Annotated in this window: 22 protein-coding genes; 16 read left to right on the top strand and 6 right to left on the bottom strand. The window is 65.0% G+C overall.

Annotation, left to right across the window (positions count from 1 at the left end):
- Positions 1 to 135 precede the first annotated feature (135 nt).
- Positions 136 to 1,341: an ABC transporter substrate-binding protein gene (locus I6F37_RS29270; protein WP_036014581.1), complete on the bottom strand. Its 1,206-nt coding sequence runs from the start codon at positions 1,339 to 1,341 to the stop codon at positions 136 to 138.
- Between the two features lie 399 nt (positions 1,342 to 1,740).
- Between I6F37_RS29270 and I6F37_RS29265 the strand changes: the two genes are divergently transcribed.
- Positions 1,741 to 2,511 carry a thermonuclease family protein gene (locus tag I6F37_RS29265; protein WP_225153426.1) on the top strand — a complete coding sequence of 257 codons (771 nt, stop codon included), beginning with the start codon at positions 1,741 to 1,743 and terminating at the stop codon, positions 2,509 to 2,511.
- Between the two features lie 134 nt (positions 2,512 to 2,645).
- A complete protein-coding gene (locus I6F37_RS29260) occupies positions 2,646 to 4,037 on the top strand; it encodes a M48 family metalloprotease (RefSeq protein WP_074448070.1) in 1,392 nt (463 codons plus the stop codon).
- A gap of 105 nt (positions 4,038 to 4,142) precedes the next feature.
- Here I6F37_RS29260 and I6F37_RS29255 read toward each other — a convergent pair whose 3' ends face one another.
- Complete coding sequence (locus I6F37_RS29255) at positions 4,143 to 5,390, bottom strand: MFS transporter (protein WP_225153424.1); 1,248 nt, start codon at positions 5,388 to 5,390, stop codon at positions 4,143 to 4,145.
- A 140-nt stretch (positions 5,391 to 5,530) separates the two neighbouring features.
- Positions 5,531 to 6,778, bottom strand: a complete 1,248-nt coding sequence (locus I6F37_RS29250; RefSeq protein ID WP_225153422.1) for an MFS transporter — start codon at positions 6,776 to 6,778, stop codon at positions 5,531 to 5,533.
- Positions 6,779 to 6,965: 187 nt separating this feature from the next.
- On the opposite strand from I6F37_RS29250, the gene I6F37_RS29245 reads away from it, so the two are divergent.
- Complete coding sequence (locus I6F37_RS29245; RefSeq protein WP_036014588.1) at positions 6,966 to 9,032, top strand: prolyl oligopeptidase family protein; 2,067 nt, start codon at positions 6,966 to 6,968, stop codon at positions 9,030 to 9,032.
- A gap of 117 nt (positions 9,033 to 9,149) precedes the next feature.
- Here the strand turns inward: I6F37_RS29245 and I6F37_RS29240 are convergent, their stop codons facing one another.
- A complete protein-coding gene (locus tag I6F37_RS29240; RefSeq protein WP_036014591.1) occupies positions 9,150 to 9,824 on the bottom strand; it encodes a DUF938 domain-containing protein in 675 nt (224 codons plus the stop codon).
- A gap of 284 nt (positions 9,825 to 10,108) precedes the next feature.
- Between I6F37_RS29240 and soxX the strand changes: the two genes are divergently transcribed.
- From soxX to I6F37_RS29195, 9 genes are all read left to right on the top strand, one after another.
- Positions 10,109 to 10,402 carry a sulfur oxidation c-type cytochrome SoxX gene (gene soxX, locus I6F37_RS29235; protein WP_225113698.1) on the top strand — a complete coding sequence of 98 codons (294 nt, stop codon included), beginning with the start codon at positions 10,109 to 10,111 and terminating at the stop codon, positions 10,400 to 10,402.
- 27 nt (positions 10,403 to 10,429) lie between these two features.
- Positions 10,430 to 10,927, top strand: coding sequence for a thiosulfate oxidation carrier protein SoxY (gene soxY / locus I6F37_RS29230; RefSeq protein WP_036014597.1), 498 nt, complete (start codon positions 10,430 to 10,432; stop codon positions 10,925 to 10,927).
- A gap of 15 nt (positions 10,928 to 10,942) precedes the next feature.
- Positions 10,943 to 11,254, top strand: coding sequence for a thiosulfate oxidation carrier complex protein SoxZ (gene soxZ / locus I6F37_RS29225; protein WP_036014600.1), 312 nt, complete (start codon positions 10,943 to 10,945; stop codon positions 11,252 to 11,254).
- Positions 11,254 to 12,111 carry a sulfur oxidation c-type cytochrome SoxA gene (gene soxA / locus I6F37_RS29220; RefSeq protein ID WP_225153420.1) on the top strand — a complete coding sequence of 286 codons (858 nt, stop codon included), beginning with the start codon at positions 11,254 to 11,256 and terminating at the stop codon, positions 12,109 to 12,111. Before soxZ ends, soxA begins: the two co-directional genes overlap by 1 nt.
- The gene (locus tag I6F37_RS29215) at positions 12,108 to 12,413 is read left to right on the top strand and encodes a hypothetical protein (RefSeq protein WP_036014604.1); all 306 of its coding nucleotides are present in this window, start codon (positions 12,108 to 12,110) and stop codon (positions 12,411 to 12,413) included. The genes soxA and I6F37_RS29215 overlap by 4 nt, the downstream gene beginning before the upstream one ends.
- A 50-nt stretch (positions 12,414 to 12,463) precedes the next feature.
- Positions 12,464 to 14,215 (top strand): thiosulfohydrolase SoxB, encoded by a 1,752-nt coding sequence (gene soxB / locus I6F37_RS29210; protein ID WP_225153418.1) that lies wholly within the window; start codon positions 12,464 to 12,466, stop codon positions 14,213 to 14,215.
- Positions 14,216 to 14,346: 131 nt separating this feature from the next.
- The gene (locus tag I6F37_RS29205) at positions 14,347 to 15,384 is read left to right on the top strand and encodes an MBL fold metallo-hydrolase (RefSeq protein WP_036042512.1); all 1,038 of its coding nucleotides are present in this window, start codon (positions 14,347 to 14,349) and stop codon (positions 15,382 to 15,384) included.
- A gap of 87 nt (positions 15,385 to 15,471) precedes the next feature.
- The gene (locus tag I6F37_RS29200) at positions 15,472 to 15,645 is read left to right on the top strand and encodes a hypothetical protein (RefSeq protein ID WP_036014608.1); all 174 of its coding nucleotides are present in this window, start codon (positions 15,472 to 15,474) and stop codon (positions 15,643 to 15,645) included.
- Between the two features lie 166 nt (positions 15,646 to 15,811).
- The gene (locus I6F37_RS29195) at positions 15,812 to 17,020 is read left to right on the top strand and encodes an MFS transporter (RefSeq protein ID WP_036014610.1); all 1,209 of its coding nucleotides are present in this window, start codon (positions 15,812 to 15,814) and stop codon (positions 17,018 to 17,020) included.
- 258 nt (positions 17,021 to 17,278) lie between these two features.
- Here I6F37_RS29195 and I6F37_RS29190 read toward each other — a convergent pair whose 3' ends face one another.
- On the bottom strand, positions 17,279 to 18,604 hold the full coding sequence (locus tag I6F37_RS29190) for an MFS transporter (RefSeq protein ID WP_036014621.1): 1,326 nt from the start codon (positions 18,602 to 18,604) through the stop codon (positions 17,279 to 17,281).
- A 145-nt stretch (positions 18,605 to 18,749) separates the two neighbouring features.
- On the opposite strand from I6F37_RS29190, the gene I6F37_RS29185 reads away from it, so the two are divergent.
- Genes I6F37_RS29185 through I6F37_RS29170 form a run of 4 tightly spaced genes read left to right on the top strand, consistent with a single transcriptional unit; the run spans position 18,750 to position 23,348 of the window.
- Complete coding sequence (locus tag I6F37_RS29185) at positions 18,750 to 19,403, top strand: ABC transporter ATP-binding protein (protein WP_036014611.1); 654 nt, start codon at positions 18,750 to 18,752, stop codon at positions 19,401 to 19,403.
- Positions 19,400 to 21,862 carry an FtsX-like permease family protein gene (locus tag I6F37_RS29180; RefSeq protein WP_036014613.1) on the top strand — a complete coding sequence of 821 codons (2,463 nt, stop codon included), beginning with the start codon at positions 19,400 to 19,402 and terminating at the stop codon, positions 21,860 to 21,862. Before I6F37_RS29185 ends, I6F37_RS29180 begins: the two co-directional genes overlap by 4 nt.
- Positions 21,852 to 22,934, top strand: a complete 1,083-nt coding sequence (locus I6F37_RS29175; protein WP_225153416.1) for a lipocalin-like domain-containing protein — start codon at positions 21,852 to 21,854, stop codon at positions 22,932 to 22,934. Before I6F37_RS29180 ends, I6F37_RS29175 begins: the two co-directional genes overlap by 11 nt.
- 27 nt (positions 22,935 to 22,961) lie before the next feature.
- The gene (locus tag I6F37_RS29170; RefSeq protein WP_057027794.1) at positions 22,962 to 23,348 is read left to right on the top strand and encodes an MAPEG family protein; all 387 of its coding nucleotides are present in this window, start codon (positions 22,962 to 22,964) and stop codon (positions 23,346 to 23,348) included.
- Between the two features lie 214 nt (positions 23,349 to 23,562).
- On the opposite strand, the gene I6F37_RS29165 is transcribed toward I6F37_RS29170, so the two are convergent.
- Entirely contained in the window at positions 23,563 to 24,753 is a 1,191-nt protein-coding gene (locus I6F37_RS29165; protein ID WP_036014626.1) for an ABC transporter substrate-binding protein, read from the bottom strand.
- Between the last annotated feature and the right edge of the window lie 115 nt (positions 24,754 to 24,868).

Here is a 24,868-nt window from a genome sequence, read left to right as displayed (position 1 = left end):
GTCGCGAACCCGGAATCCATCTCTCAACCGTCAATGCCGCCCAATGGATCCCGGGCTCTCGCTTTCGCGAGCCCCGGGATGACGACCTATTGTTTGGCGCGCCCCGGGATGACGGCGTGCCCTTACGTCACGCCGTCACTTCTTCACCAGCGGGCAGCGCGACAGCTCCAATGACTGGAACGCCTCGTTGCCGGGGACGGTGGCGAGCAGCTTGTAATCGTCCCAGCGCCCCTTGGACTCCGACGGCTTCTTCACCTCGAACAGGTACATGTCGTGGATCATGCGGCCGTCCTCGCGGATCTTGCCGTTCTTGGCGAAGAAGTCGTTGATCGGCGTCTCCTTCATCAGCTTGATCACCGCCGCCGCGTCGGTCGTGCCGGCTGCCTTCACAGCTTTCAGATAATGGGTGACGGAGGAATAGACGCCGGCTTGTGCCGAGGTCGGCACGCGCTTGGTGCGCTCCATGAAGCGCTTCGAGAATGCACGCGTGTCGTCGTTGAGATCCCAGTAGAACGCTTCCGCGAGCAGCAGCCCCTGCGCGGTCTCGAGCCCGATCGAGTCGATATCGGTGACGAACGCGAGCAGCGGCGAGACCTTCTGGCCGCCCTTGGTGATGCCGAACTCCGCCGCCTGCTTGATGGCGTTGATGGTGTCGCCGCCGGCATTCGCGAGCCCGATCACCTTGGCCTTGGAGGCCTGAGCCTGGAGCAGGAAGGAAGAGAAATCCGACGTGTTGAGCGGGTGGCGGACGGCACCGAGCACCTTGCCGCCGGTCTTGGTCACGACCGCGCTGGTGTCCTTCTCCAGATCCTGGCCGAAGGCGTAGTCGGCAGTGAGGAAGAACCAGCTGTCGAGACCCGACTTCACCGCCGCAAGACCGGTCACGTTGGCCTGGCCGTAGGTGTCGAACACGTAGTGGATGGTGTAGGGGCCGCAGGCCTCGTTGCTGAGACGGATCGAGCCCGGCCCGTTGAACATGATGATCTTGTTGCGCGCTTTCGCGATCTCGCCGGCGGCAAGCGCGGTCGCGGAGGCCGCGACGTCGTAGATCATCTCGACGCCCTGATTATCGAGCATGTCGCGGGCAATGTTGGCGGAGAGATCGGCCTTGTTGAGATGGTCGGCCGCCAGCACCTGGATCTTGCGTCCCAGCACCTCGCCGCCGAAATCCTCGACGGCCATCTTCGCCGCAGTCTCGCTGCCGGGACCGGTGATATCCGCATAAAGGCTCGACATGTCGAGGATGCCGCCGATCTTCAGCGGCGGCTTGTCCTGAGCCTGTGCGGCGCTCGCATTGAGGGCAAACGCGGCGGCAAAAATGCCGGACAAAATAGTCTTCATCGAAAACGACCTCCCTTATCGCGCCGTGCTCTGATGGCGGCTTGGTTATTGCTCTTGGGTTATTGCTCTTGGCTATTCGCTGTTGCCGCAATCATGCCGCATGCGCAAGAGCGCAGCAAGCGCAGGTGCGATGCAGATGAATGATCAATGCGCGCTTTCCGCAAAGCGGAATGCCGCGAGGACGGAAGCTGTCCCCGCATTGTGATTGCGAGCCAACGGGTCCGCGCGAAGCGCGGCCCGATGACAGGCTCCGCGAAGCAATCCAGAAATGCGTCCGCGGAAACAGTCTGGATTGCTTCGTCGCGAAGAGCTCCTCGCAATGAAGGGTGTGAGAAAGCCCCTTCGCGTCTCACCACTCATGAGTTAAAGTCCGGCCGCAATGCAACCTCTCCGGATCACGTGACGCAACGGCTTCGCTTCATCGTCGCATGTCTTCTCGTCGCAAGTAGCTCGGCATTCGCGGGCCCCTGCCAGTTCGAGTCCCAAGGCGAAGGCCGCGTCGCTGCCATCGTCGATGCGCGCAGCGTGCGGCTCGATGACGGGCGCGAGATCCGCCTCAGCGGCATCGCGCCGACCGCGACCACGAAGCAGGCGCTGACCTCGCTGCTCGCCGGCCACGACGTGATGCTGCGGAGCGCTGACGACACGCCTGATCGCTACGGCCGCCAGAGTGCGCTTGTCTTCATCGGCGAAGGCGACATCTCGGTGCAGGCCATGCTGCTCGCTCGGGGCGATGCCATCGCCTCCGCCGAGATCCTGGACAAGGACTGCGCGGCCGCCCTGATGGCGTCCGAAGCTGCGGCGCGGCGCCAAAAAATAGGCAGCTGGGCTGACCCGTCGGCCATAAAAAACGCGGAAAGTCCGGACGATATTTTGGCGGAGATCGGGCGCTTTACGGTGGTCGAAGGCAAAGTCCTGTCGGTCCGGCAAGCTGGGGCAACGACCTACCTCAACTTCGGACGAAACTGGACACGCGGCTTTGCCGTGACTATTTCAAAGCGCACGCTAGCGGCGTTCGAAAGCGCTGGTATGGCCCTTAAGTTCCTGGAGAATCGGCGTATTCGCGTTCGGGGCTGGGTTGAGGGGAATACGGGGCCACGCATCGATGTACGCCTCGTGGGGCAGATCGAGTTGCTGGGCGCAAACGAGCCGACAGGGGTAAGGCCTTAAGACAGGCCGGGCACGGGTTAAACGACGTGAATGGGGTGCTAGAACGGCACGGACTGGGCGATTGCCGCCGCCTGCGGGCTGCGCCGGCCGCGCTTTGCCTTGCGCTGGGCGGACTTCTCGCTGGCTGCGGCGATATGGGCCGGTTCCAGACTGCGGCGACCCCGGCAGCCGTCGCGATGCCGAAGCCGAAGCCCGCCGTCGCCCAAACCCCGGCCACCGAGAAGGAGCACGAGCGCATCCTGGCGAGCTATGGCGGGACCTATGACGATCCCAAGCTCGAGGCGCTCGTCAGCAAGACCGTCGACCGGCTGGTCGCGGCCTCCGAGCGGCCCGACCAGGGCTACAAGGTGACCATCCTCAATTCCGGGGCGGTGAACGCCTTCGCGCTGCCCAACGGCCAGCTCTATGTCACGCGCGGCCTGCTCGCGCTCGCCAGCGACACCTCCGAATTGTCCTCCGTGCTCAGCCACGAGATGGCGCATGTGCTGTCCAAGCACGCGGCGATGCGCGAGGACCAGGCCCGCCAGGCCGCGATCGTCACCCGCGTCGTCACCGACATGAGCAACGATCCCGACCTCACCGCGCTGGCGCTGGCCAAGACCAAGCTCACCATGGCGAGCTTCTCGCGCAAGCAGGAGTTCGAGGCCGACGGCATCGGCGTCGGCATCTCCGCAAAGGCGCATTTCGACCCGTACGGCGCGGCGCGCTTCCTGTCCGCGATGGAGCGAAATGCCGAGCTGAAGGCCGGCAAGAGCTCGCTCGATCCGCGCGCGCAGGATTTCACCTCGTCGCATCCGGCAACTCCGGAACGCGTCCAGAACGCGCAGAACATTGCCCGCCAATACACCGCGCCTGAAGGCGCCGAGCGCGATCGCGAAAGCTATCTCGCCGCGATCGACAACCTCGTCTATGGCGAAGACCCGAGCGAAGGTTTTGTCCGCGGCCGGCGCTTCCTGCATCCGAAGCTCGGCTTCACCTTCCAGGCGCCGGACAATTTCACGCTCGACAACACCGCGCAGGCCGTGATCGGCGTCCGCGAGGGCGGCGCGCAGGCGATGCGCTTCGACGTCGTGCGCGTGCCGGCCGAACAGTCGCTCGGCGACTACCTCAATTCCGGCTGGATGGAAGGCGTCGAGAAGGCTTCGACCGAGGATCTCACCGTCAACGGTTTTCCAGCGGCGTCCGCCACCGCCAAGGGCGACCAATGGCAGTTCAAGGTCTATGCGCTGCGCTTCGGCAGCGACGTCTATCGCTTCATCTTCGCGGCACGGCAGAAATCGACCGAGAGCGAGCGGAATGCGCGCGAGACCGTCAACTCGTTCCGGCGGCTGACTCTGGAGGAAATCCAGGCCGCGCGCCCGCTGCGCATCAAGGTCATCACTGTGCAGCCCGGCGATACCGTGGAGTCGCTCTCCCACCGCATGGCCGGCGTCGACCATCCCGCCGAGCGCTTCCGCGTACTGAACGGCCTCGATCGCACCGCGCAGGTGAAGGTGCGCGACCGCGTCAAGATCGTGGCGGACTAAAGCGCGATGCGATTGGGATCGTCATCGCGCTTTAGGTTATTCTTTTGAGCATGATCTTTTCGGAAAACCGCTACACACTTTTCCGGACCATGCTCCGACGCCGCGCTAAGCGGATGTCATCCCAGAGAGACGCGGCCTCCCCCGCACCATGATCAGCGCCGCCGCCATCACCTCCAGCACGATGCAGAGATAGAAGGGCAGCGTATAGCCGCCGGAGAGATCGCGCAGGAAACCGACCACGCCGGGACCGAACGCGTAGGTCACCTGGTTGATCGCCGTGTTGAGGCTGATCAGCACGCCGAAGGCGGCGGAGTCGAACTCCTGCTGCACGATGAGCGAGGGCAGCGTGATGAGGTTGCCGACCGAAAAGCCGAACACGGCGCAGGCCGCGATCAGCACGTAATCGTTGTGCAGGTTGACGACGACGAGAAGCGCGGCGGCCTGGCTGAGGAACGACAGCGCGGACGCGAGGCGCTGATTGATGCGGTCGATCACCAGCGAGAACAGCACGCGGCCGACCACCGCCATCGCGGTGAGCACCGCGACGGCCACGGCGGCGCGCTCGCGTCCGATCACGGGATCGAGGAACGAGATCAGATGCACGATGAAGCCGACCTGGGCGAACAGCACCAGGGCGAAGGCGATCGTCACCGTGAGGAAGCCGGCGTCCCGCAGCGCCCAGGCGCGGATCTCAGTCGATGATTGCGGCTTCGCCTTCGCCGCCGCCTGCCACCCGTGGCGATCGGGCGGGCGGCCGACGAGAAGGAGGATGACCGGCACGAGCAGCACCAGCATGGCGCCGGCGGCGGCGTACATCGCACCGGCAAAGCCGATATGGCCGATCAACGCCACCAGCAGCGGCACGCCGGCGATGCCGCCGAAGCTGGCGCCATTGAGCGCGAGACTGATCGCCATGCCGCGCTTCTCGTCGAACCACAGGCTGATCGTATTGGTGATCATGGCAAGACTGGTGCCGGCCCAGCCGAAGGCGAGCACGGCATTAGCGAGATAGAGCTGCCAGGGCTCGCGCACCGCGCCGATCGCGACCGCAGCCGCCGCCATCGCCAGCGTCCCGGCGATCAGGCTCAGCCGCGGACCGTATTTCCGCACGGCCTCGCCGACGAAGACGACCAACAGCGCGCCGAACAGGTAGAAGAACGTGGTGCCGGAGGAGATCAGCGAGGCCGGCCAGCCCCGCGCGCGCTGCAGCTCGGCGACGTAGACGCTCTGGCCGTAGAAGCCGAGGCCCCAGCCGAAGGTCGCGAGCAGGAAGCAGACCGCGACGATGCGCCAGCCTTCATAGCGGAGCGAGGATTCGTCGATTGGCATAGCGTGGCGGGGACTGTCGAGCATTTGCGCTTCTCCTTCGCATCCCCGCAAGCGCCTGGCTCTGCGCTCGCTTCTTCATGACGAGCATCATGTAACAACGCGGCCCTCGAAAATCACTTCGACCTGCATCGAAGTATTAACGCTGCTGACAGCCTCTTGCCAAACTAGACCGCGTCGGGGAATTCGCCCATGGCTGCCTCCAGCCGCGCCTTGCGGCGCTTCGCCCAGGAGACCAGCGAGAGCACCGCAAGGCCCAGCACCACCGGCGGGAACACCACGAGGTTCACCGCGGACCAGCCGTAATTGGCGAGCAGCTGGCCCGATGAGAACGAGCCGATCGCCATCATGCCGAACACCAGAAAATCGTTGAAGGCCTGCACCTTGTTGCGCTCCTGCGGGCGATGCGTCTCCAGCACCAACGCGGAGGCGCCGATGAAGGAGAAATTCCAGCCTACGCCGAGCACGATCAGCGTCGCCCAGAAATGCATCGCCGTAAGGCCGGAGAGAGCGATGATGGCGGCGCCCGCTTCCAGCAGCAGGCCGGCGGCGACGATCTTCGGAGCGCCGAAGCGCGCGATCAGCGTGCCCGTGAAGAAGCTCGGCCCGTACATCGCAACGATGTGCCATTGCAGGCCGAAATTGGAATCGGACACGGACAGGCCGCACAGCTTCATCGCAAGCGGCGCCGAGGTCATGACCAGGTTCATCATGGGATAGGAGATGACGCCGCACAGCGCTGCCGCGATGAACCGCGGCTGCGCCACGATCGTGAGCAGCGGCCGGCCGCCGTGCAGATCGGCCGGCGCGGGCTTCGGCATATCGACGCCGGCGACGATGCCCATCGCGATCAGCGCGACGGCGGCCTGCACCAGGAAGCTGAAGGCGAACAGATAAGGCTGCCAGACATCCATAGTCCATTGCACGAGCTGCGGACCGAGCACGCCGGCGAACACGCCGCCCGCCATCACCCAGGACACGGCCTTCGGCCGGTAGGCCGCACTGGCGCCATCCGCGGCGGCGAAGCGATAGGATTGCGCCACCGCGCCGTAGAGACCGCCGAGGAAGGTAGCAAAGCAGAACAGCGCGAACGAGCCGCGCAGAATTGCGAGCGAGCCGAGCAGGCCGGTGAGCGTGCCGAGACCCGTGCCGATGACGAAGGCGGCGCGGCGGCCGAAGCGGCGCGAGATCGCGCCGGTCGGCAGCGTCCCGGCGGCGAGCCCGACCACATACATCGAGATCGGCACGGTCGCGAACGACATGTCGGGCGCGAGCGTGGCGCCGACGATCGCTCCGGTGGCGAAGATCACGGCCGAGTTGGCGCCGGTCAGCGCCTGCGCGGCGGCGAGGCGCACCACGTTGGCGCGCGCGCGGGCATCGTCGGCGATCTCATGGGCTGCAGTCACGTCCAGCATCGGCATTTCCGCCCAAAGGGCTCTGTTGATTCGCGGCACTATGGAGGGGTGAGAGAGGGCCGGCAACCGGCGCAAACGGGCGCGGGCCATGCCCCTGACGCAATCGCTGGAATGATAACGCTGCGCACCCTTGACGGCTTGCGCTCGATCAAATCCTATCCGCCGCGATCTTCCGGGAGTTACCTTCATGTCCGTCGACGACAGGCCCACGCTTCAAGCGCCCGACGACGATCCCTGGCTGTGGCTGGAGGAGATCGAGGGCCGGCAGGCGCTCGATTTTGTCGAGCGGCAGAACAGCCTGACGCTCGCCGCGTTCGGCGGCAAGGCCTTCGAGCACGATCGCGACATCCTCGCGGCGATCTATGACCGACCTGACAACATTCCCTATGTCAGCCGGCGCGGCAACGACCTGCATAATCTCTGGAAAGACGCCGCCAACCCGCGCGGCCTGTGGCGGCGGACTTCGCTTGCGGAATTTCGAAAAGCCGATCCGGCATGGGAGACCATGCTGGACATCGACCAGCTCGCGAGAAGCGAAGACGAGGACTGGTTGCTTAGCGGTATCGCCACGATGCCGGGAAGCTCGCGGGCGATCTTGAGCCTGTCGCGCGGCGGCAGCGATGCCGTCACCTTGCGGGAATTCGACCTCGCCACGAAAAGTTTCGTGGCGAACGGCTTTGCGCTGCCGGAAGCGAAAGGCGGCGTCGACTGGCTCGATGCCGACACGCTGCTGCTGTCAAGCGCGCATGGCGAGGACATGGCGACGAGCTCGGGCTATGCGCGCACCGTCCGCCTGTGGCGGCGCGGCCAACCGGTCGATCAGGCACAGATGGTCATCGAGACCACCGCCGATCACATGGTGATCTATGGCATGGCCGACGACACCGGAGCGGCGCCCCGGGTCTGGATCGTCGACCAGATCGACTTCTTCAACCACGCCATCTGGCTGCGCGATGCGGCCGGCACGACGACGAAGCTCGATCTGCCGACCGGGATTTGGATGCAGGCGCATGGCGACTGGTTCGCGATGAAGCTACGCAAGGACTGGCAGGTCGATGGCCGGACCTATGCCACCGACACCGTGCTCGGCATCTCGCTCTCGGCCTTCCTCGCCGGCAGCCGCGATTTTGTCGTCCTGTTCGAGCCCGCACCGCGGCGCGCGCTGCAAGGGTTGTTCTGGGCGGAAGGAAAGCTGGTGATGTCGATTCTCGACGAGCTCAAACCTCGCTTCGAGATCTGCACACCGTCTGCCACTAGCTGGAGCCGCGAGACACTTGGCGGCCTGCCGCAGATCGGCGTCGTCGATGTCTGGCCGCTCGACCGCCATGCATCGGAGAGCAATGGCGATCTGCTCGCCAATGTGCAGGACCCGCTGACGCCGCCGGCGCTGCTGCTGATCGAGCGCGGCGTCGCAAGCCCGATCGTGCTGAAGCAGGCGCCGAAGACGTTCACCGCCGATGGCCTCGTGGTGACGCAGCACGAGGCGATCTCCGTTGACGGCGAGCGTATCCCCTATGTGCAGACGGGCCCTGCCGGCGAGACCGGCGATGCGCCGGTCTATCTGAGCGCCTATGGCGGCTTTGGTCACTCGGTGAAGCCGTACTACAATTCCTCGCTCGGCAAGTTGTGGCTGGAGCGCGGCGGCACGATTGTGCAGGCGAATCTGCGCGGCGGCGGCGAGTTCGGCACGCGCTGGCACGATGCCGGACGGCTTGCCGGCAAGAAGCTTTCACACGACGATTTCGCCGCGGTCGCGGCCGATCTCGTCCGCCGCGGTGTGACGAGCGCAAAACGCATCGCCGCGCAGGGCGGATCGAACGGCGGCATCCTCATCACCAACATGCTGGTGCGCTATCCCGAGCGTTTCGGCGCATTGTTCTGTACCATCCCGCTGATCGACATGCGCCGCTACACCAAGCTGCTCGCCGGCGCGAGCTGGATCGCGGAATATGGCGATCCCGACAAGCCGGAGGAATGGGAATGGCTGCAGACATACTCGGCCTATCACAATGTGAAAGCCGGCCGGTCCTATCCGCCGATCCTGATTGCAACGACGCGGCGCGACGACCGCGTCCATCCCGGCCATGCCCGCAAGATGGCGGCAAAGCTGCAGGCCATGGGCTATGAGGCCTGGTTCTACGAGCCGCCCGCAGGCGGCCACGGCTACGGCAAGGACAACAAGGAGCGCGCCGGTTTCGAGGTGCTGGGCTATCGGTTCTTGAAGGAGAAGATCGGGTGGCGGGATGAAGGCTAGAGTTGGGTGCGCTGACGTCTCCACATCGTCATGGCCGGGCTTGGCCCCGCCATCCACGCCTTGCCTTACCGCCCGAAGAACGTGGAGGCCCGGGACAAGCCCGGGCATGACGACCTCCTAGCCTCTTGCAAACACCAGCGTCAGATTGTTCGCGGGCATCTCGATCGTGTCGACGAGGCCGAGGCCTGCCGCCTTCGCCAGCTTCTCGACGTCGACGACGTCGCGCACGCCCCATTCGGGATTGCCCTCGCGCAAGGAGGTGTCGAACACCGCATTGCTGAGCGCGGTATGCTTGCCGTCGCGCTTGAAGGGGCCGTAGAGGAACAGCTTGCCGTCGCGGCGCAGATAACGGCCCGCGCCGGCGAACAGGCCTTCGGCCACGGCCCAGGGCGCGATGTGAATGACATTGGCGCAGAACACGGCCGCGAGGCTGGTCGGCCCCTGCCCGCTTTTCATTTCCGGGCACCAGTCGGGATCGGTGAGGTCGATGCGCAGGGGTGAACGGATGTTCGGCAGGCCGGCGTGCACGCGCCAGGCTTCGATGCTCTTGAGGTGGCGCTGGTTGAGATCGCTCGGCCACCAGATCAGGCCCGGCGTGTGGCGGGCGAAATGCACCACGTGCTGCCCGGTTCCACTGCCGAGTTCCACGACGTTGCCGGTCGCATCCGCGAGATGCTTTTCCAGCGCTGCCCAGATCGGTTCGTGATTGCGATGGAAGGCAGGCGCATCGAGCCGGCCATCCGGCTCGACCCGTCCGCCATCCCTGCCAAATTCGACCACATATTCAGCCAAGTGACGTCCCCAAAAAATGCGAACCAGAAAAGGCGGCCAAACGTCCGAGAATAATCTGCTAGTTCACGCCCATCCGAATGAACGAACTATCTCGTCAGTTGCAATGCGCAGGATATTAACTCCATTTCACCGCGTGCATAGTCTTGATTGTCAGGCGATGGCCTTTGTGCTTTTGAACAATTCCGCAAACGAGATCATCGAGATAACGCCGGGACGATGCCTTGACCGCCTTTCCTCGCAAGCCCGCTCTGCTTGCTGCGCTGGCCCTCCTCGCCGGCGCGGCAATGGCCCCGGCGGGGGCGCAATCCACCGTGACGGAAGGCCAGAAGCTCGCCTTCGACCGCGGCAAGGGCAATTGCCTCACCTGCCACGTCATCAAAGGCGGCGACCTGCCGGGGACGATCGGACCGGAGCTGAAGGACATCAAGGCCAAATACCCCGATCGCAACGAGCTCACCGCGATCATCTTCGACGAGACCAAGCGCAATCCGCAAACCATGATGCCGCCGTTCGGCCGGAACCGGATTTTGACCGAGCAGGAGATCAACGCGATTGTTGATTTCCTGCAGACCCTGTAACCGCCGGCGGCCCCTAGGAGACTTGAGATGACCACGACCCCCAAGCCTCATTGGAGGCCTCATCCGACGCGGCGCCTGATCCTTCAGGGCGCTGCCTCCGTGGCGCTGCTCGGCCTCGGCAATCTGCCGTTCGCGCCCGCGCGCGCCGCGGCGAACGACAAATATCCGGAAGAGGCCTTCAGGCAGAAGAGCGAGGCGGATGCGATCAAGGCGCTCTACGGCAAGGCCGCCGAGCCGTCGGACAAGGTCAAGCTGGATGCGCCGGAGATCGCCGAGAACGGCGGCGTCGTGCCGATCTCGGTGACGACGACGCTGGACAAGGTCACCTCGATCTCGTTCTTCGTGGCGGAGAACCCGAGCGCGCTGGCGGCCAGCTACAGGATTCCCGATGGCACGATCCCTGCCGTCGCCAACCGGCTCAAGATGGCTAGGACCACGAAATTGACCGCGATCGTGGAGGCCGACGGCAAGCTCTACAGCGCGACCAAGGAGGTCAAGGTCACCGTCGGCGGTTGCGGCGGCTAAGCGAGGCAGTTCGACATGGCATCCAGCATTCGCGTGCGCGCAACATCGACCGGCGACATCACCGAGGTGCAGACGCTGATCCAGCACCCCATGGACACCGGCCTCGTCAAGGACTCCAAGGGCGAGTTGATCCCGGCGCATTTCATCCAGCAGCTGAAGTTCGAATGTAACGGCAAGGACGTGTTCGTCGCCGATTGGGGCACAGCGGTCTCCAAGGACCCCTACGTCAAGTTCAGCTTCAAGGGCGCCAAGAAGGGCGACGAGCTCAAGATCTCCTGGACCGACAACAAGGGCGGCTCGGATACGACCACCGCGAAGATCGCGTGATGAAGGCCCGCATCCACCTCCTGCTGGGCTCGCTCAGCGCTGCGCTCGTCGCGCTCGCCGCGCCGCGCGTGATCGCTGCCGACAAGGTCGATCCCGTCGCCGACGCCAAGGCGTTCCAGAACTTCTTCTTCCAGAAATTTCCGAACGTGAAGCACGAGGATTTCGTCAACGGTCCGTATTCCATGAACGAGGACATGAAGCGGCAGTGGCAGGAGAAGGAGGAATTCCCTCCTTACGAGTTCGCGCTCGAGGCCGGCAAGGAGATGTTCTCGACCCCGTTCAAGAACGGCAAGACCTATGCCGACTGCTTTCCGAACGGCGGCATCGGCATCCGCCAGAACTATCCGTACTTCGACAGCGGCGAAGGCAAGGTCATCACGCTGGAGCTCGCGCTCAACCGCTGCCGCGAGGCCAATGGCGAGGCGCCCTATTCCTACATCAAGGACGAGATGGCCTCGCTCACCGCCTACATGGCCTACACCTCGCGCGGCAAGCTGATGGACATCAAGATACCCGACGATCCCCGCGCCCTGGCGGCGTACGAGAACGGCAAGCGCTATTTCTACACGCGGCGCGGCCAGATGAATTTCTCCTGCGCGAGCTGCCACGTGCAGAGCCCGGGCGAGCGCATCCGCGCCGAGACCCTCGCCCCAGCGCTCGGCATCCTCAACGCGATGCCGATCTACCGCTCCGAATGGAGCGGCATGGGCACGACCAGCCGCCGCTTCGTCACCTGCAACAGCCAGACCCGCGCGGTTCCGCTGGAGCCGCAGTCGGATGAATATCGCGACGTCGAATATTTCCTGTCCTACGTCGCCAACGGCCTGCCGATCTCGGGACCGGGAGCACGGCCATGAAGCTGTCACTTGGCTTGGCCATGCTGCTCGCCTTGAGCCTTGCGCCATCCGCGCGCGCGGCGAGTGAGGCGGACTACAAGGCGGCCTATGCGGCCGCCGAAGCCGCCTCCAAGGAGGCGGCGGGCATGCGCAACCAGTGGACGGTGACCGTATCTGCGCTGGCGGCCGCGAAAAGGGCTGCCGATGGCGGCGATTTCGGCCGTGCGGTGGCCGCGGCCAGGGAAGCCGAAGCGCTGGCGAGGGCGTCGATCTTCCAGGCTGTTTCCGAAAAAGAAGCCTGGAAGGCGATGGAAATCCGCTAGACTGCCCCGCGGTGAACGCAGCCCCCACGAGAGGCGCGGAGAATTCTTGAATGGCGATCCGCCGCCGCGATTTCCTGAAAGGTGCAGGCCTTGCCGCGGCAACGATTGGCCTGCCGCGGCTCGCCCGCGGCGCTGACGCCGCCAGCATCTACGACCTCGAACGGTTCGGCAATGCGCGCATCCTGCACATCACCGACACGCATGCGCAGCTCAATCCGGTCTATTTCCGCGAGCCCAGCGTCAATATCGGCATCGGCGAGATGGCGGGACGGCCGCCGCATCTGGTCGGCCGGGCCTTTCTCGAGCGCTTCGGCATCCGCTCCGACAGCGCCGATGCCTATGCCTTCACCTGCTTCGAGTTCGAGAAGTCCGCAGGCCGCTTCGGCAAGCTCGGGGGCTTTGCCCATCTGAAGACGCTGGTCGATCGCCTGCGCGCCGATTTCGGCGAGCGGCGTTCGCTGCTCGTCGACGGCGGCGATCTCTGGCAGGGCACGGGGCTGGCCAACCTGATGCAGGGCCGCGACATGGTCGAGGTCGCCAATCTGCTCGGCATCGAGGCGATGACGGGCCATTGGGAATTCACCTATGGCGAGCAGGCGCTGCGCGACAATCTCGAGCGTTTCAAGGGCGAGTTCCTGGCGCAGAACGTGTTCCTGACCGAAGAGGCCGCGTTCAACGACGCGCCGGCCTTCGACAAGGCCACTGGGCGCGTGTTCAAGCCTTCCGTCATCAAGGAGCTCGGCGGGCATCGCATCGCGATCGTCGGCCAGGCCTTCCCCTACACTCCGATCGCGCATCCCAGGAGGTTCACACCGCACTGGAGCTTCGGCATCCGCGAGGAGGAGTTGCAGAAGCATGTCGATGCCTTGCGCGGCACCGACAAGGTCGACGCCGTCGTGCTGCTGTCGCACAACGGCATGGACGTGGATCTCAAGCTCGCCAGCCGGATCACCGGCATCGACGTCATTCTCGGCGGCCACTCCCATGATGCCGTGCCGCAGCCCATGCCGGTGAAGAACGCAGGTGGTACGACCCTCGTCACCAATGCCGGCTCCAACGGGAAATTTCTGGGTGTGCTCGATCTCGCGCTCGACAGCGGCAAAGTCAGCGATGCCAGATATCGTCTGCTGCCGGTCTATTCGGAGCTGCTGAAGCCCGATCCGGCGATGGCCGAGCTGATCGGCCGGGTCCGTGCACCGCACGTGGCCGACTGGTCGGAAAAGATCGCGACGCCCGACCGGCTGCTTTATCGCCGCGGCAATTTCTCCGGCCCCATGGACGAGCTGATCTGCACCGCGCTGCGCACCGAGCTCGATGCCGAAATCGCGCTGTCGCCGGGCTTCCGCTGGGGCGTCACCGTGCTGTCCGGCCAGGCCATGACCATGGAGGATCTGCTGGCGGAAACCGCGATCACCTATCCCGAGACCTATGTGCAGGAGATGACGGGGGCCCAGATCAAGGACCTGCTCGAGGACGTCTGCGACAACCTCTTCAACGCCGATCCCTACTACCAGCAGGGCGGCGACATGGTCCGTGCCGGCGGGCTCAGCTACACCTGCACGCCGGACGCTGCGATCGGCAGCCGCATCTCGGAGCTGAAGCTCGGCAGCGGCAAGGCGCTCAGCGCCAGCCACCGCTACAAGGTCGCGGGCTGGGCCTCAGTCAACGGCCAGCAGGGCGCGCCGGTGTGGGACGTGGTCGGCAAATATCTGCGCTCGGGCCGGATGATGCCCGAACGGCTCGGCTCCGGCGTGACGCTGAAAGGCGTCGAAGGCAATCCAGGCATTGCAGGACTGGGATGATGTGTTTTGTCCGCGATCATGCGACCATAATAATAATCTTCTAAATTTTTCTGCTCACGCAGTGAATTACTTCTCTTTCCGACCCGTATTGTAGTAGAATCTTGGAAGTCAGTTCCAAGCCGGGTCCTGCCATGATCTTCCGACAGCTCTTCGACAGCGTTTCGGGCACCTACAGCTACGTCCTCGCCAGCCGCCCCGGCGGCGAGGCGCTGATTCTCGACCCCGTGCTGGAGAAGGTCGACCGCTACTGCCAATTGCTGCGCGAGCTCGACCTCAAGCTGGTCAAGGCGGTGGACACGCATCTGCATGCCGACCACGTCACCGGCCTCGGCGAGCTGCGCGATCGCACCCATTGCATGACCGTGATGGGCGACCAGACCAAGGCCGACGTCGTCGCCATGCGGGTGGCCGACGGCGACAAGGTGACGATCGAGGGCCTGTCGCTCGACGTGATGTACACGCCGGGCCACACCGACGATTCCTATTCTTATTTGATGGGCGACCGCGTCTTCACCGGTGACACGCTGCTGATCCGCGGCACCGGCCGCACCGATTTCCAGAACGGCTCGGCGCGCGCGCAATACGATTCGATCTTCAACCGCCTCTTGAAGCTGCCGGACGAGACGATGGTGTTTCCGGCCCACGACTACAAGGGCGACACCGTCTCCACCATCGGCGAGGAAAAACGCTACAATCCACGGCTCCAGGTGCGCTCGGTCGACGAATATGTCGAGCTGATGGCCAATCTGAAGCTGCCCAATCCGAAGATGATGGACGTGGCGATTCCCGCCAACATGCATGTCGGCCTGCACCAGGAAGAGCTGGAGAAGGAAGGCCGCGCGCTCAGCGCGATCGAGGCGATCCGCAGCCTCGGCCGGCCCGACATCCTGCTGGTGGACTTGCGCGAGACCAATGAGCGGATGAAGCACGGCATGCTCGAAGGCGCGCTGCACACGCCGTATCCCTCCGTCGAGGAGAGCCTCAAGCCCGGCGGCATGCTGCGCGAGGTCGCGGCCGCAACCGGGCGGCGCGTGGTGTTCTTCTGCGCCTTCGGCGAACGCTCGGCGATGGCCGTTGCTGCTGCAAAGGAGGCGGGGCTTCCGAACACCGCGCATATCGCCGGCGGCCTCGATGCCTGGAAGAAGGCAGGCGGGCCGGTGGTGCACTGACGGCCTCGTCGCCCCTTGAGATAAATCAGGCGCCGCACATATTTGGCAGGTAGATTCGGATGCAGCATCACCCATCCGGGACCAGCCATGGCCAAGACCGGCAAGTCGAGCGAGCCGCCCAAGATCACCGAGAAGAAGCCCGCGGACGACAAGGCCAAGAGGGCCCCGCGCCGGCGCGAGACCGATGACGACGACTACGAAGACGGCGACATCGCAACGCCGAAGCGCGACCGCTATGGCCCGGACGACGAGCCGTTCTGAGGATGCAGCTCCGCTGTCGTTCCTGCGCTCGCCGGGGACAACGGCGTGAAGCACACCTGACCCCGCACGGCCCCGCCCGCACTACCTGCCATGCGCCTGCGTTCATGGACAAATAACCGCCAGCCCCGATAGTTTGCCGGTCCATCGGGAGTGAAACGGAACTGCAATGGTCGACGTTCTCGCCGCACCGCAACAAGGCAAGACGGACAGTGCGCTGCGCACGCTGACGGGGATCTCGATCGCGCATTGGGTCAGCCATTTCCATCTGCTGGTCCTGCCGATGCTGTTTCCGTTCCTGAAGGAGAAGCTCGGCGTCGGCTATGTCGAGCTCGGCTTCGCCCTCACCGTGTTCGCGGCGGTATCGGGGTTAACCCAGGCGCCGACCGGCTACCTCGTCGACCATTTTGGCGCGCGGCGCATTCTCTTGGCCGGGCTCGCGCTCGGCGGCGCCGCGCTGATCCTGCTCGGTCTGCATCTCAGCTACGCCTCGCTGATCGCCTGCGCAGTGCTGCTGGGTCTTGCCAACAGCGTCTATCATCCCGCCGATTACGCGATTCTTGCGGAGCACATGGACGAGGGGCGGATGGGCCGCGCCTTCTCGATCCATACCTTTGCCGGCTTTCTCGGCGGCGCCGTCGCACCGGCGATCGTGGCCGCGCTCGTAACGCTGTCCGGCGGCACCGGCGCGCTGATCGCCTCGGGCGCGATCGGCATTGCGGTGGCGCTGCTGCTGATCATCATGGACATACCCGATGCCGGTGCGCACAAGAAGAAGCCCGGCAGCGAGAGCGCGCCAAAGCAGGCCATCATCACGCCGGCGCTGATCACGCTGACTGCGCTGTTCATGCTGCTCAGCCTGTCGGTGGCCGGCATCAACAATTTCGGCGTGGTGGCGCTGATGAGCGGCTACGGCACGTCCTATTCGATCGCCAATGTCGCGCTGACTGCGTTTCTCGCCGCAAGCGCCGCGGGCGTACTCGCCGGCGGCTTCCTCGCCGACCGCACCGAGCGTCACGGCTATGTCGCCGCAGCCTGCTTCGCCGCGAATGCGGCCATCGTGCTGCTGATCGCGCTGGTGACGCTGCCGGGCTGGGCCTTGACGGCGACGATGGCGACCGCGGGTTTCCTCTCCGGCGTGATCGCGCCTTCGCGCGACATGCTGGTGCGCAATGCCGCGCCTCCGGGTGCCGCGGGGCGCGCTTTCGGCATCGCCTCTACCGGCTTCAACCTCGGTGGCATCGTCTCACCGCTGCTGTTCGGCTGGATCATGGATCAAAGCGCGCCGCACTGGGTGTTCGGCGCGTCCGTGATCTTCATGGTGGCGACGGTGGTGCTGTCGCCGTTCACGGAGCGCCGGCCGGCGAAAGCAAATTGAGCCGTCGGCATCGACACAAATTCAACTGTCGTTCCTGCGAAGGCTAACGAGGCAGCCGCTTACCCTCCCCTGGAGGGGTCCGGGACGAGCGAAGCTCGCCCGTGGTCGATCGCGCGCAGCGCGAGCGGGGTGGGGTGATCTCTCCTCTCGGGCACTGCTGGATGGGGAAACACCGTCACCCCACCCCGCTACGCATTCCGCTTCGCTACATGCGCAGCGACCCTCCCCCTCCAGGGGACGGTAAGAGAGAGCCGCGACTTACGTCGGCGACACTGCGCCCTTCAGCGCCGTGCCCTGCGCCGCTGCACCACGTGTCAGCCTAGCTTTCTCCGTGTTCGGCCACAACAGCAGCAGGCCAATGACGCCGGAGCCGATCATGACCACCGCGTTGATGGTGAAGCCCGTCAGGTAGCCGTCGAGCATGCTGCTGGCGCGCTGGATCACGGTGCCCATCACGCTCGGCGCGATGATGCCTGAAAGCGTGTAGAGCGCGCCGTAGATCGCGAGCACTGCACCGCGCTGCGAGGCCGGCGTGAACTCGCCGAGCATCGGCGGGCAGACCACGTAGATCGCGCCGCAGAGTCCGGAGCCGAGGACGAGCAGCGCGATCTGCAGGCCGGCGCCCTCGACATGCGCCATCGCGGTGAGGATCAGGCCGCCGACGATGAGCGGCACCGAGCCGAGCACGCCGCGCGAGACGCGCGTGGTGTAGCCGCGGGCCATCATCACCTGCGAGATCCAGCCGGTGAGGATGACGATGGTGGCGCCGAACACCCAGGGCAGGATCGAGATGAAGCCGGCCTGGCTCTGCGAGAAGCCGAGCCCCTTGACGATGAACGGCGTGAACCAGGTGAGGCCGAGCGACAGCGCCCAATAAGCGCCGAAGGTCGCGATCACGCAGCCGAGGAAGGTGCGTGAGGTCAGCAGCTGCACGTACGCAATCTTCGGCTCGGTGACGGCCAGGACCTCGGTATCCTCCAGCGGGCCTTCCTTGCCGAGCGCGAGCCAGGCTGCGACCCAGATCAGGCCGACGACGCCGAGCGCGCCGAAGGCGTAGTGCCAGGAATGGTTGACGATGATCCAGTTCAGCGCCGGCACCGCTAGAATGACGCCGAAGGCCGAGCCCTGTGACAGGATTGCAGTCGGCAGCGTGCGCTTCTCGTCGGGGAACCATTTGTAGATGGCGTGCGCGGCGACCGAGAAGGCCGGCCCTTCGCCCGCCCCCAGCACGATGCGGCAGATCAAGAGCGTGGTGAAGGAGACTGTGCCGACCATCGGGAACTGCGACACCGCCCAGATCACCGCCAGCGTCAACAACACCCAGCGCGTCGGCACCTTGTTGACGATGAAGCCGACCACGATGGCCGAGATCGAGAACAGGAAGAAGAACGAGGACCCGAGCAGGCCGAACTGCTCGGCGCTGAGCTTCATGTCGGTCATGATCGGCACGCCGGCGAGACCGACCACGATCTTGTCGGCGAAGTTCACCACCATGAAAAGAAAGAGGAGAAATGTAACAGTCCAGGCGCCCTTTGGCGTTTTGGTCGTCTTGGCCGCCACATTCGGCGTTTCCTGAGCGCTCATCATTCTCCCCGTATGTCTCTTTCGGCACTTTCTTGATTTGGCCGTTTTGGAAGCTAACAGCGGCTTCAGGGCCAACGCAACCCCGGCATTTCCGCATCAGGTGTGCTAGGCAGCAATTCCGTTAATTCCGTCCGGCGCCGTCATCGTGCTGAGCATCCGAAACCTCTCAAAGACCTTCTCTTCGGCCGGCGAGCCCGTCCATGTTCTGCGCGGCGTCGACCTCGACCTCGGGGCTGGCGAGCGCGTCGCGCTGACCGGTGAATCCGGCAGCGGCAAGAGCACCCTGCTGCACCTGATCGCCGGCCTCGACGCCGCCGATGGCGGCTCGATCCGGCTGGGTGACGCCGAGGTCACCACGCTATCGGATGCCGGACGCGCCAGCTTGCGGCGGAATCGCGTTGGCCTGGTCTTTCAGCAGTTCAACCTGATCCCGAGCCTCTCCGTCGCGGACAATCTCGCCTTCCAGGCGCGGATCGCCGGCCGGCATGATGCGGCCTGGACGAAAGAGCTTGTCGAGCGCCTCGGACTCGGCAGCCTGCTCAAACGGTATCCAGAGCAAATATCAGGCGGCCAGCAGCAGCGGGTCGCGATCGGCCGGGCGCTGGCGACAAAGCCCGCGCTGCTGCTGGCGGACGAGCCGACCGGCAATCTCGACGAAGCTACCGCCGAGGAGGTGCTGGCGCTGGCGCGCGACCTCGTCGCGCGCACCGGCTGCGGCTTCCTGATGGTGACGCACAGCCTGCATCTCGCCGCCACGCTCGACCGTCATCTCACGTTGCATGCGGGGCGCATTTCATGAAGCGCGCGCTCTGGGTTCTCGCCGTGCTGCTCAGCCATTGGCGGCGCCACAAGATGCAGTTCGCGACGCTCCTGATTGGCCTGATTGCGGCGACCGCGCTGTGGAGCGGGGTGCAGGCCATCAATCAGCAGGCCCGCAATGCCTATGAGCGCGCTGCAGCGACGTTCGGCGGCGTGCGCACCGCGATGCTGGTCGCTCCCAATGCGGCGACTTTCCCGCAGGAGCTGTTCATAAAGCTCCGCCGCGCCGGCTGGCCGGTGTCGCCGGTGCTGGAGGGACGCGTCCAGATCAACGGGCATTCAGTGCGGCTGCTCGGCATCGAGCCGGTCACGCTGCCGGTCGATGTCGGCAACGCGCCACGCCTGGGTGCCACGGATCTCAGCAGCTTCGTTGCTCCGCCCGGCCAGACGTTGGTGGCCCGGGAGACGCTGAGGGGCTTGCAGCAAGCAGAGGGCACGGCCCCGGCGATCAGCAGCGGCGCAAGGCTGCCGCCGCTGCGGGTCCAGCCGCAGCTCGCACCCGATGTGCTCGTGGTCGATATCGGCGTGGCACAGCGGCTGCTGAGCAAGCCCGACCAGGTCTCGCGGCTGCTGATCGGCAAGCCGAGGGGCAAGCCCGCACCGCTCGCGAGCGTGGTCGGCGAGCAGTTAGAGCGAGTCGAGCCCAATGCGGAGACGGAGCTCGAGCGTCTCACCGACAGTTTTCATCTCAACCTCACCGCCTTCGGCCTGCTGTCGTTCTTCGTCGGCCTGTTCATCGTCAATTCGGCCGTCGGCCTTGCGTTCGAGCAGCGGCTGCCAATGCTGCGCACTTTGCGGGCCTGTGGCGCCTCGGCGCGGCTAGTCAATACGGTGCTGGTGGTCGAGCTGGTGGCGCTGGCGCTGGTCGCAGGCCTGATCGGGCTCGCGTGCGGCTATTTCATCGCAGCCGCCCTGCTGCCCGATGTCGCGGCCTCGCTGCGCGGACTCTATGGCGCGCAGATCCCTGGGCAGCTCAGCCTGCGGCCCGAATGGTGGCTCGCCGGCATCGGGATCAGCGTGGCGGGTGCGCTTGTGGCGGCGGCGACCAGCCTGATCAAGGCGATCAGGATGCCGGTGCTGGCGACGGCGCAGCCGGGCGCCTGGCAGCAGCGCCAACGCCGCTGGCTGATCCTGCAGAGCTGTGCAGCCTGCGGCGCGTTCGCCGTCGCGCTGCTGCTGCTCCACTACGGGCAATCACTGATCGCAGGGTTCGGCGTGCTGGCCGCGTTGATGTTCGGTGCGGCACTGATCCTGCCGGCCTTCCTCGACATCATCCTGCTCGTAGGCCAGCGCTTCGCGCGAGGCCCGCTCGTGCTGTGGTTCTGGGCGGACAGCCGGCAGCAGCTCTCCGGATTGTCGCTGGCGCTGATGGCGCTTTTGCTCGCGCTTGCCGTCAACGTCGGGGTCTCCACCATGGTGGAGACCTTCAGCCGCACCTTCATCGGCTGGCTCAACGGGCGGCTCGCCGCCGACGTCTACGTCAGCGCGTCCGACAATGCGCAAGGCGTCGCGATCCGGAACTGGCTGAAGGATCGCAGCGATGTTCAGGCGATCCTCTCGGGCGGGCGCGCGGAGGCGCAGTTTCAGGGCCAGCCGGTCGAGTTGCTCGGCCTGCCCGATCACGCGCTCTATCGTGAGCGCTGGCCGCTGATCGAGACCGCGCCGCGCGCCTGGACCCGGCTGGTGCCGGGCAATGCCGCTTTCATCAGCGAGCAATTGAGCCGGCGGCTGAACGTGCAGATCGGCGACGTCGTCGAGGTGCCGGCGCCGGGCGGGACCTGGGAGCTCGACATCGTCGGCATCTATGCCGATTACGGCAACCCTAAGGGGCAGCTCACGGTGAACGTCGCCGCATTGATCCGGCAGTTTCCGCAGACGCCGCAGACGCGGATCGGCCTGATCGTCGCGAGAGAGAATATCCCCGGCCTGATTGCGGCTTTGCAGAAGCAGTTCGGGCTCGACGACCGCAGAATCGCCGACCAGGCGACGGTGAAGGCGGAATCGATCCGCATCTTCAACCGCACCTTCGCGGTGACGTCGGCGCTGAACGCCTTCACGCTCGGCGTCGCCGGAATCGCATTGCTCACGAGCCTGCTGACCCTGGCGAACTCCCGACTGCCGCAGCTTGCGCCGCTGTGGGCGATCGGCCTGACCCGGCCACGCCTTGCCGCAATCGAGCTGACCAAGACGCTCTCGGTCGCGCTGTTCACGGCACTGCTGGCCGTGCCGCTCGGACTGCTGGTCGCGTGGTGCCTGATTGCAATCGTGAACGTGAAAGCTTTCGGCTGGCGGCTGCCGTTCCACGTCTTTCCGTTGCATCTGGTGGAGCTGGTCGCGGTGGCGCTCTTCGCCTCGCTGCTTGCGGCGCTGCTCCCGATGGTGCGGCTGGCGCGGATGCAGCCGGCGAATCTCGTCAAGGTGTTTGCCAATGAGCGCTGAAGCCATCACGCGGCGCGCCTTCGCCGGTGGCATCGTCGCCCTCGCCCTCCCGCGCCGCGCCGGCGCGCAGGGCTATGCCGGACTCGCCGAGACCGCCGATGGGTTTACAAAGGTAACGCCGGGAAAGACATTCACCTTCCCCGAAGATCACGGACCGCATCCGCAGTTTCGTATCGAGTGGTGGTATCTCACGGCAAACCTCGTCGACGCACGCGGTGCGGCGTGCGGCCTGCAATGGACGCTGTTCCGCCAGGCGGCGCAGCCAGGTCCGCAAGGCGAGGGCTGGGCCAATCAACAGGTGTGGATGGCGCATGCCGCGGTGACGCGCGCCGACACTCACCGCTTCTCTGAAACGTTTTCACGGGGTGGCGTCGGGCAAGCCGGCGTGACGGCAAAACCGTTCGATGCCTGGATCGACGATTGGGAGATGAAGAGTTTTGACCGCACCGATGACCTCGCTTTGGCGCCGCTGTCGCTGAAGGCAGCTGGCGCCGATTTCAGCTACGCACTGACGCTCGAGGCCGACCGGCCGGTCGTGCTGCAGGGCGATCGCGGCTTCAGCCGAAAGTCGGAGCGTGGGCAGGCCTCGTACTACTACAGCCAGCCGTTCTACCGCGCGCGCGGTACGCTCAGCATCGACGACAAGCCGGTCGATGTCTCGGGCCAGGCCTGGATGGACCGGGAATGGAGCAGCCAGCCGCTCGACGCCGACCAGACCGGCTGGGACTGGCTGTCGCTGCATCTGTCATCCGGAGACAAGCTGATGCTGTACCGGCTGCGGCAGAAGGACGGCAGAAATTATCCGTTCGGCAATTGGATCAGCGCGGCCGGCGAGACGCAGATGATTGCAGGCAGCGACATCCAGATGATGCCGAAGGCGACGGCTGAGATTGCGGGACGCAAGTTGCCGTTGCAATGGCAGATCGCGATCCCCGCGCGATCATTCTCGATCCTCTGCAAGCCGCTCAATCCGAACGCCTGGATGGGGACCGGCTTCTCGTACTGGGAAGGGCCGATCAGCTTTGCCGGCACACATGACGGCATTGGCTATCTCGAGCTGACCGGCTATTGAGGCGCGATTTCTATGAAGGAACCGACGATGTATCATCTCACCGCCCTCGTCACGCTGCTGGCGATCGCGTTTTATTTCTTCACCTCCATCAACGTCTCGCGCTCGCGCACCAAGACCGGCGTGAAGGTACCTGCGATGTCGGGGCATCCGGATTTCGAACGGGCCTTCCGCATCCAGATGAACACGTTGGAATGGATGCCGATCGTCCTGCCAGCCCTTTGGCTGTTCGCGATCTATATCAGCGACGCCATCGCGGCGGCGATTGGCGTGATCTGGATCATCGGCCGGATCGTCTATTTCATCGGCTATTCGCAAGCCGTGGCCAAGCGCGGCACCGGCTTTGCGATCCAGGCGCTCGCGGCAATGGCGCTGTGGGTCGGGGCGCTCGGGGCGGTGGTGCTGCGGTTGGTCTGAGGCAATCCGCCGCCACACATTCCGCTGCCGTCCCGGACAAGCGTAAGCGCCGATCCGGGACCCATAACCGCAGGAAGATGTCGTGATGCGAGCTGATCACTCCGAGTCCCCGTAACCACGCGTGCCTGTGGTTATGGGTCCATGATCGGCGCGCGCTTGAGGCGCGCTTGTCCGGGACGACAGCGCGGGTGTGGCGCTCGCTGTGCCACTTTCCCTACTTCGTCAGCGGACAGCCGCTCTCCTTGGCCGTGAAGAAGGCCTTGTCGCCGGGGACGGTGGCGAGCAGCTTGTAATAATCCCAGGGCTTCTTCGATTCCGAGGGCTTCTTGACCTCGAACAGATACATGTCGTGGATCATGCGGCCATTCTCGAGCACCTTGCCGCCTTGCGCGAAGTCGTCGTCGACCGGCAGCTCCTTCAGCTTCTTGGCGACGGCATCCGGATCCTTGGTGCCGGCAGCCTTGACGGCCTTGAGATAGCTCAGCGTCGCCGAATAGGTACCGGCGTGGATCATGCTCGGCATCCGCCCGGTGCGCTTGAGGAAGCGCTCGCCGAGATTGCGCGTCCTGTCGTTGAGATCCCAGTAATAACCTTCGGTCAGCACCAGGCCTTGCGCGGCCTGCAAGCCGAGGCCGTTCACCTCGGCAAGCGTCATCAGGAGGCCCGCGAGCTTCTGGCCACTCGCGACGATGCCGAACTCGGATGCCTGCTTGATCGAATTGGTGGTGTCGAGGCCGGCATTGGCGAGGCCGACGATCTTCGCCTTCGAGCTCTGCGCCTGCAGCAGGAAGGAGGAGAAGTCCGACGAATTGAGCGGAACGCGCACCGAGCCGAGCACCTTGCCGCCATTGGCGGTGACGATCTCGCTGGTGTCCTTCTCCAGCGCGTAGCCGAAGGCGTAGTCCGCGGTGAGGAAGAACCAGGTGTCGCCGCCGGCTTTGGTCAGCGCGCCGCCGGTGCCGACGCCGAGCGCGCGGGTGTCGTAGGCCCAGTGGAAGCCGTAGGGCTGGCAGGCATCGCCGGTGAGGCGCGATGTCGCGGCGCCGACGACGATGTCGATCTTCTTCTTTTCCTTGGAGAGCTCGTGGATCGCGAGCGCGACCGAGGAGGTCGTCAGCTCCGTGATCATGTCGACGTTCTCGACGTCATACCAGCGCCGCGCGATCGAGCTTGCGAGGTCAGGCTTGTTCTGGTGGTCTGCAGTGACGAGCTCGATCTTCTGGCCGAGTACTTCGCCGCCGAAATCCTCGATCGCCATCCTGGCCGCTTCGACCGACCATTTGCCGCCGTAATCGGCATAGACGCCGGACTGGTCGTTGAGGATGCCGATCTTGACGCCTTGCGCGGAGGCGGGAACCGCAATCAAAAGGGCCGAGGCCGCTGCGGCCCAAAGTGCTGATTTCATATGTTTAACTCCCGGCATTCTTCTGTGAAATCGCGCGGATAGTAGTGAAGAACCCCGCGCGCGCCCATCCATTTCATGTTGGTCGTTAGTATGGGATTCTGCGTGCCACATTCTC

The organism is Bradyrhizobium sp. NBAIM08, from assembly GCF_020193935.1.
Classification (GTDB): Bacteria; Pseudomonadota; Alphaproteobacteria; order Rhizobiales; family Xanthobacteraceae; genus Bradyrhizobium; species Bradyrhizobium yuanmingense.
Note: the sequence above shows the minus strand (reverse complement) of the source record. Positions and strands in the feature narration are given on the sequence as shown.

Coding starts and splice junctions, on each gene's coding strand:
- soxX (WP_225113698.1), top strand. CDS start 10,109: ATGGCCCCGGCGGGGGCGCAATCCACCGTGACGGAAGGCCAGAAGCTC.
- soxY (WP_036014597.1), top strand. CDS start 10,430: ATGACCACGACCCCCAAGCCTCATTGGAGGCCTCATCCGACGCGGCGC.
- I6F37_RS29190 (WP_036014621.1), bottom strand. CDS start 18,604: ATGAGCGCTCAGGAAACGCCGAATGTGGCGGCCAAGACGACCAAAACG.
- I6F37_RS29215 (WP_036014604.1), top strand. CDS start 12,108: ATGAAGCTGTCACTTGGCTTGGCCATGCTGCTCGCCTTGAGCCTTGCG.
- I6F37_RS29205 (WP_036042512.1), top strand. CDS start 14,347: ATGATCTTCCGACAGCTCTTCGACAGCGTTTCGGGCACCTACAGCTAC.
- soxA (WP_225153420.1), top strand. CDS start 11,254: ATGAAGGCCCGCATCCACCTCCTGCTGGGCTCGCTCAGCGCTGCGCTC.
- I6F37_RS29170 (WP_057027794.1), top strand. CDS start 22,962: ATGTATCATCTCACCGCCCTCGTCACGCTGCTGGCGATCGCGTTTTAT.
- I6F37_RS29195 (WP_036014610.1), top strand. CDS start 15,812: ATGGTCGACGTTCTCGCCGCACCGCAACAAGGCAAGACGGACAGTGCG.
- I6F37_RS29255 (WP_225153424.1), bottom strand. CDS start 5,390: ATGCTCGACAGTCCCCGCCACGCTATGCCAATCGACGAATCCTCGCTC.
- I6F37_RS29250 (WP_225153422.1), bottom strand. CDS start 6,778: ATGCTGGACGTGACTGCAGCCCATGAGATCGCCGACGATGCCCGCGCG.
- I6F37_RS29165 (WP_036014626.1), bottom strand. CDS start 24,753: ATGAAATCAGCACTTTGGGCCGCAGCGGCCTCGGCCCTTTTGATTGCG.
- I6F37_RS29270 (WP_036014581.1), bottom strand. CDS start 1,341: ATGAAGACTATTTTGTCCGGCATTTTTGCCGCCGCGTTTGCCCTCAAT.
- soxZ (WP_036014600.1), top strand. CDS start 10,943: ATGGCATCCAGCATTCGCGTGCGCGCAACATCGACCGGCGACATCACC.
- soxB (WP_225153418.1), top strand. CDS start 12,464: ATGGCGATCCGCCGCCGCGATTTCCTGAAAGGTGCAGGCCTTGCCGCG.
- I6F37_RS29175 (WP_225153416.1), top strand. CDS start 21,852: ATGAGCGCTGAAGCCATCACGCGGCGCGCCTTCGCCGGTGGCATCGTC.
- I6F37_RS29200 (WP_036014608.1), top strand. CDS start 15,472: ATGGCCAAGACCGGCAAGTCGAGCGAGCCGCCCAAGATCACCGAGAAG.
- I6F37_RS29260 (WP_074448070.1), top strand. CDS start 2,646: ATGGGCCGGTTCCAGACTGCGGCGACCCCGGCAGCCGTCGCGATGCCG.
- I6F37_RS29245 (WP_036014588.1), top strand. CDS start 6,966: ATGTCCGTCGACGACAGGCCCACGCTTCAAGCGCCCGACGACGATCCC.
- I6F37_RS29180 (WP_036014613.1), top strand. CDS start 19,400: ATGAAGCGCGCGCTCTGGGTTCTCGCCGTGCTGCTCAGCCATTGGCGG.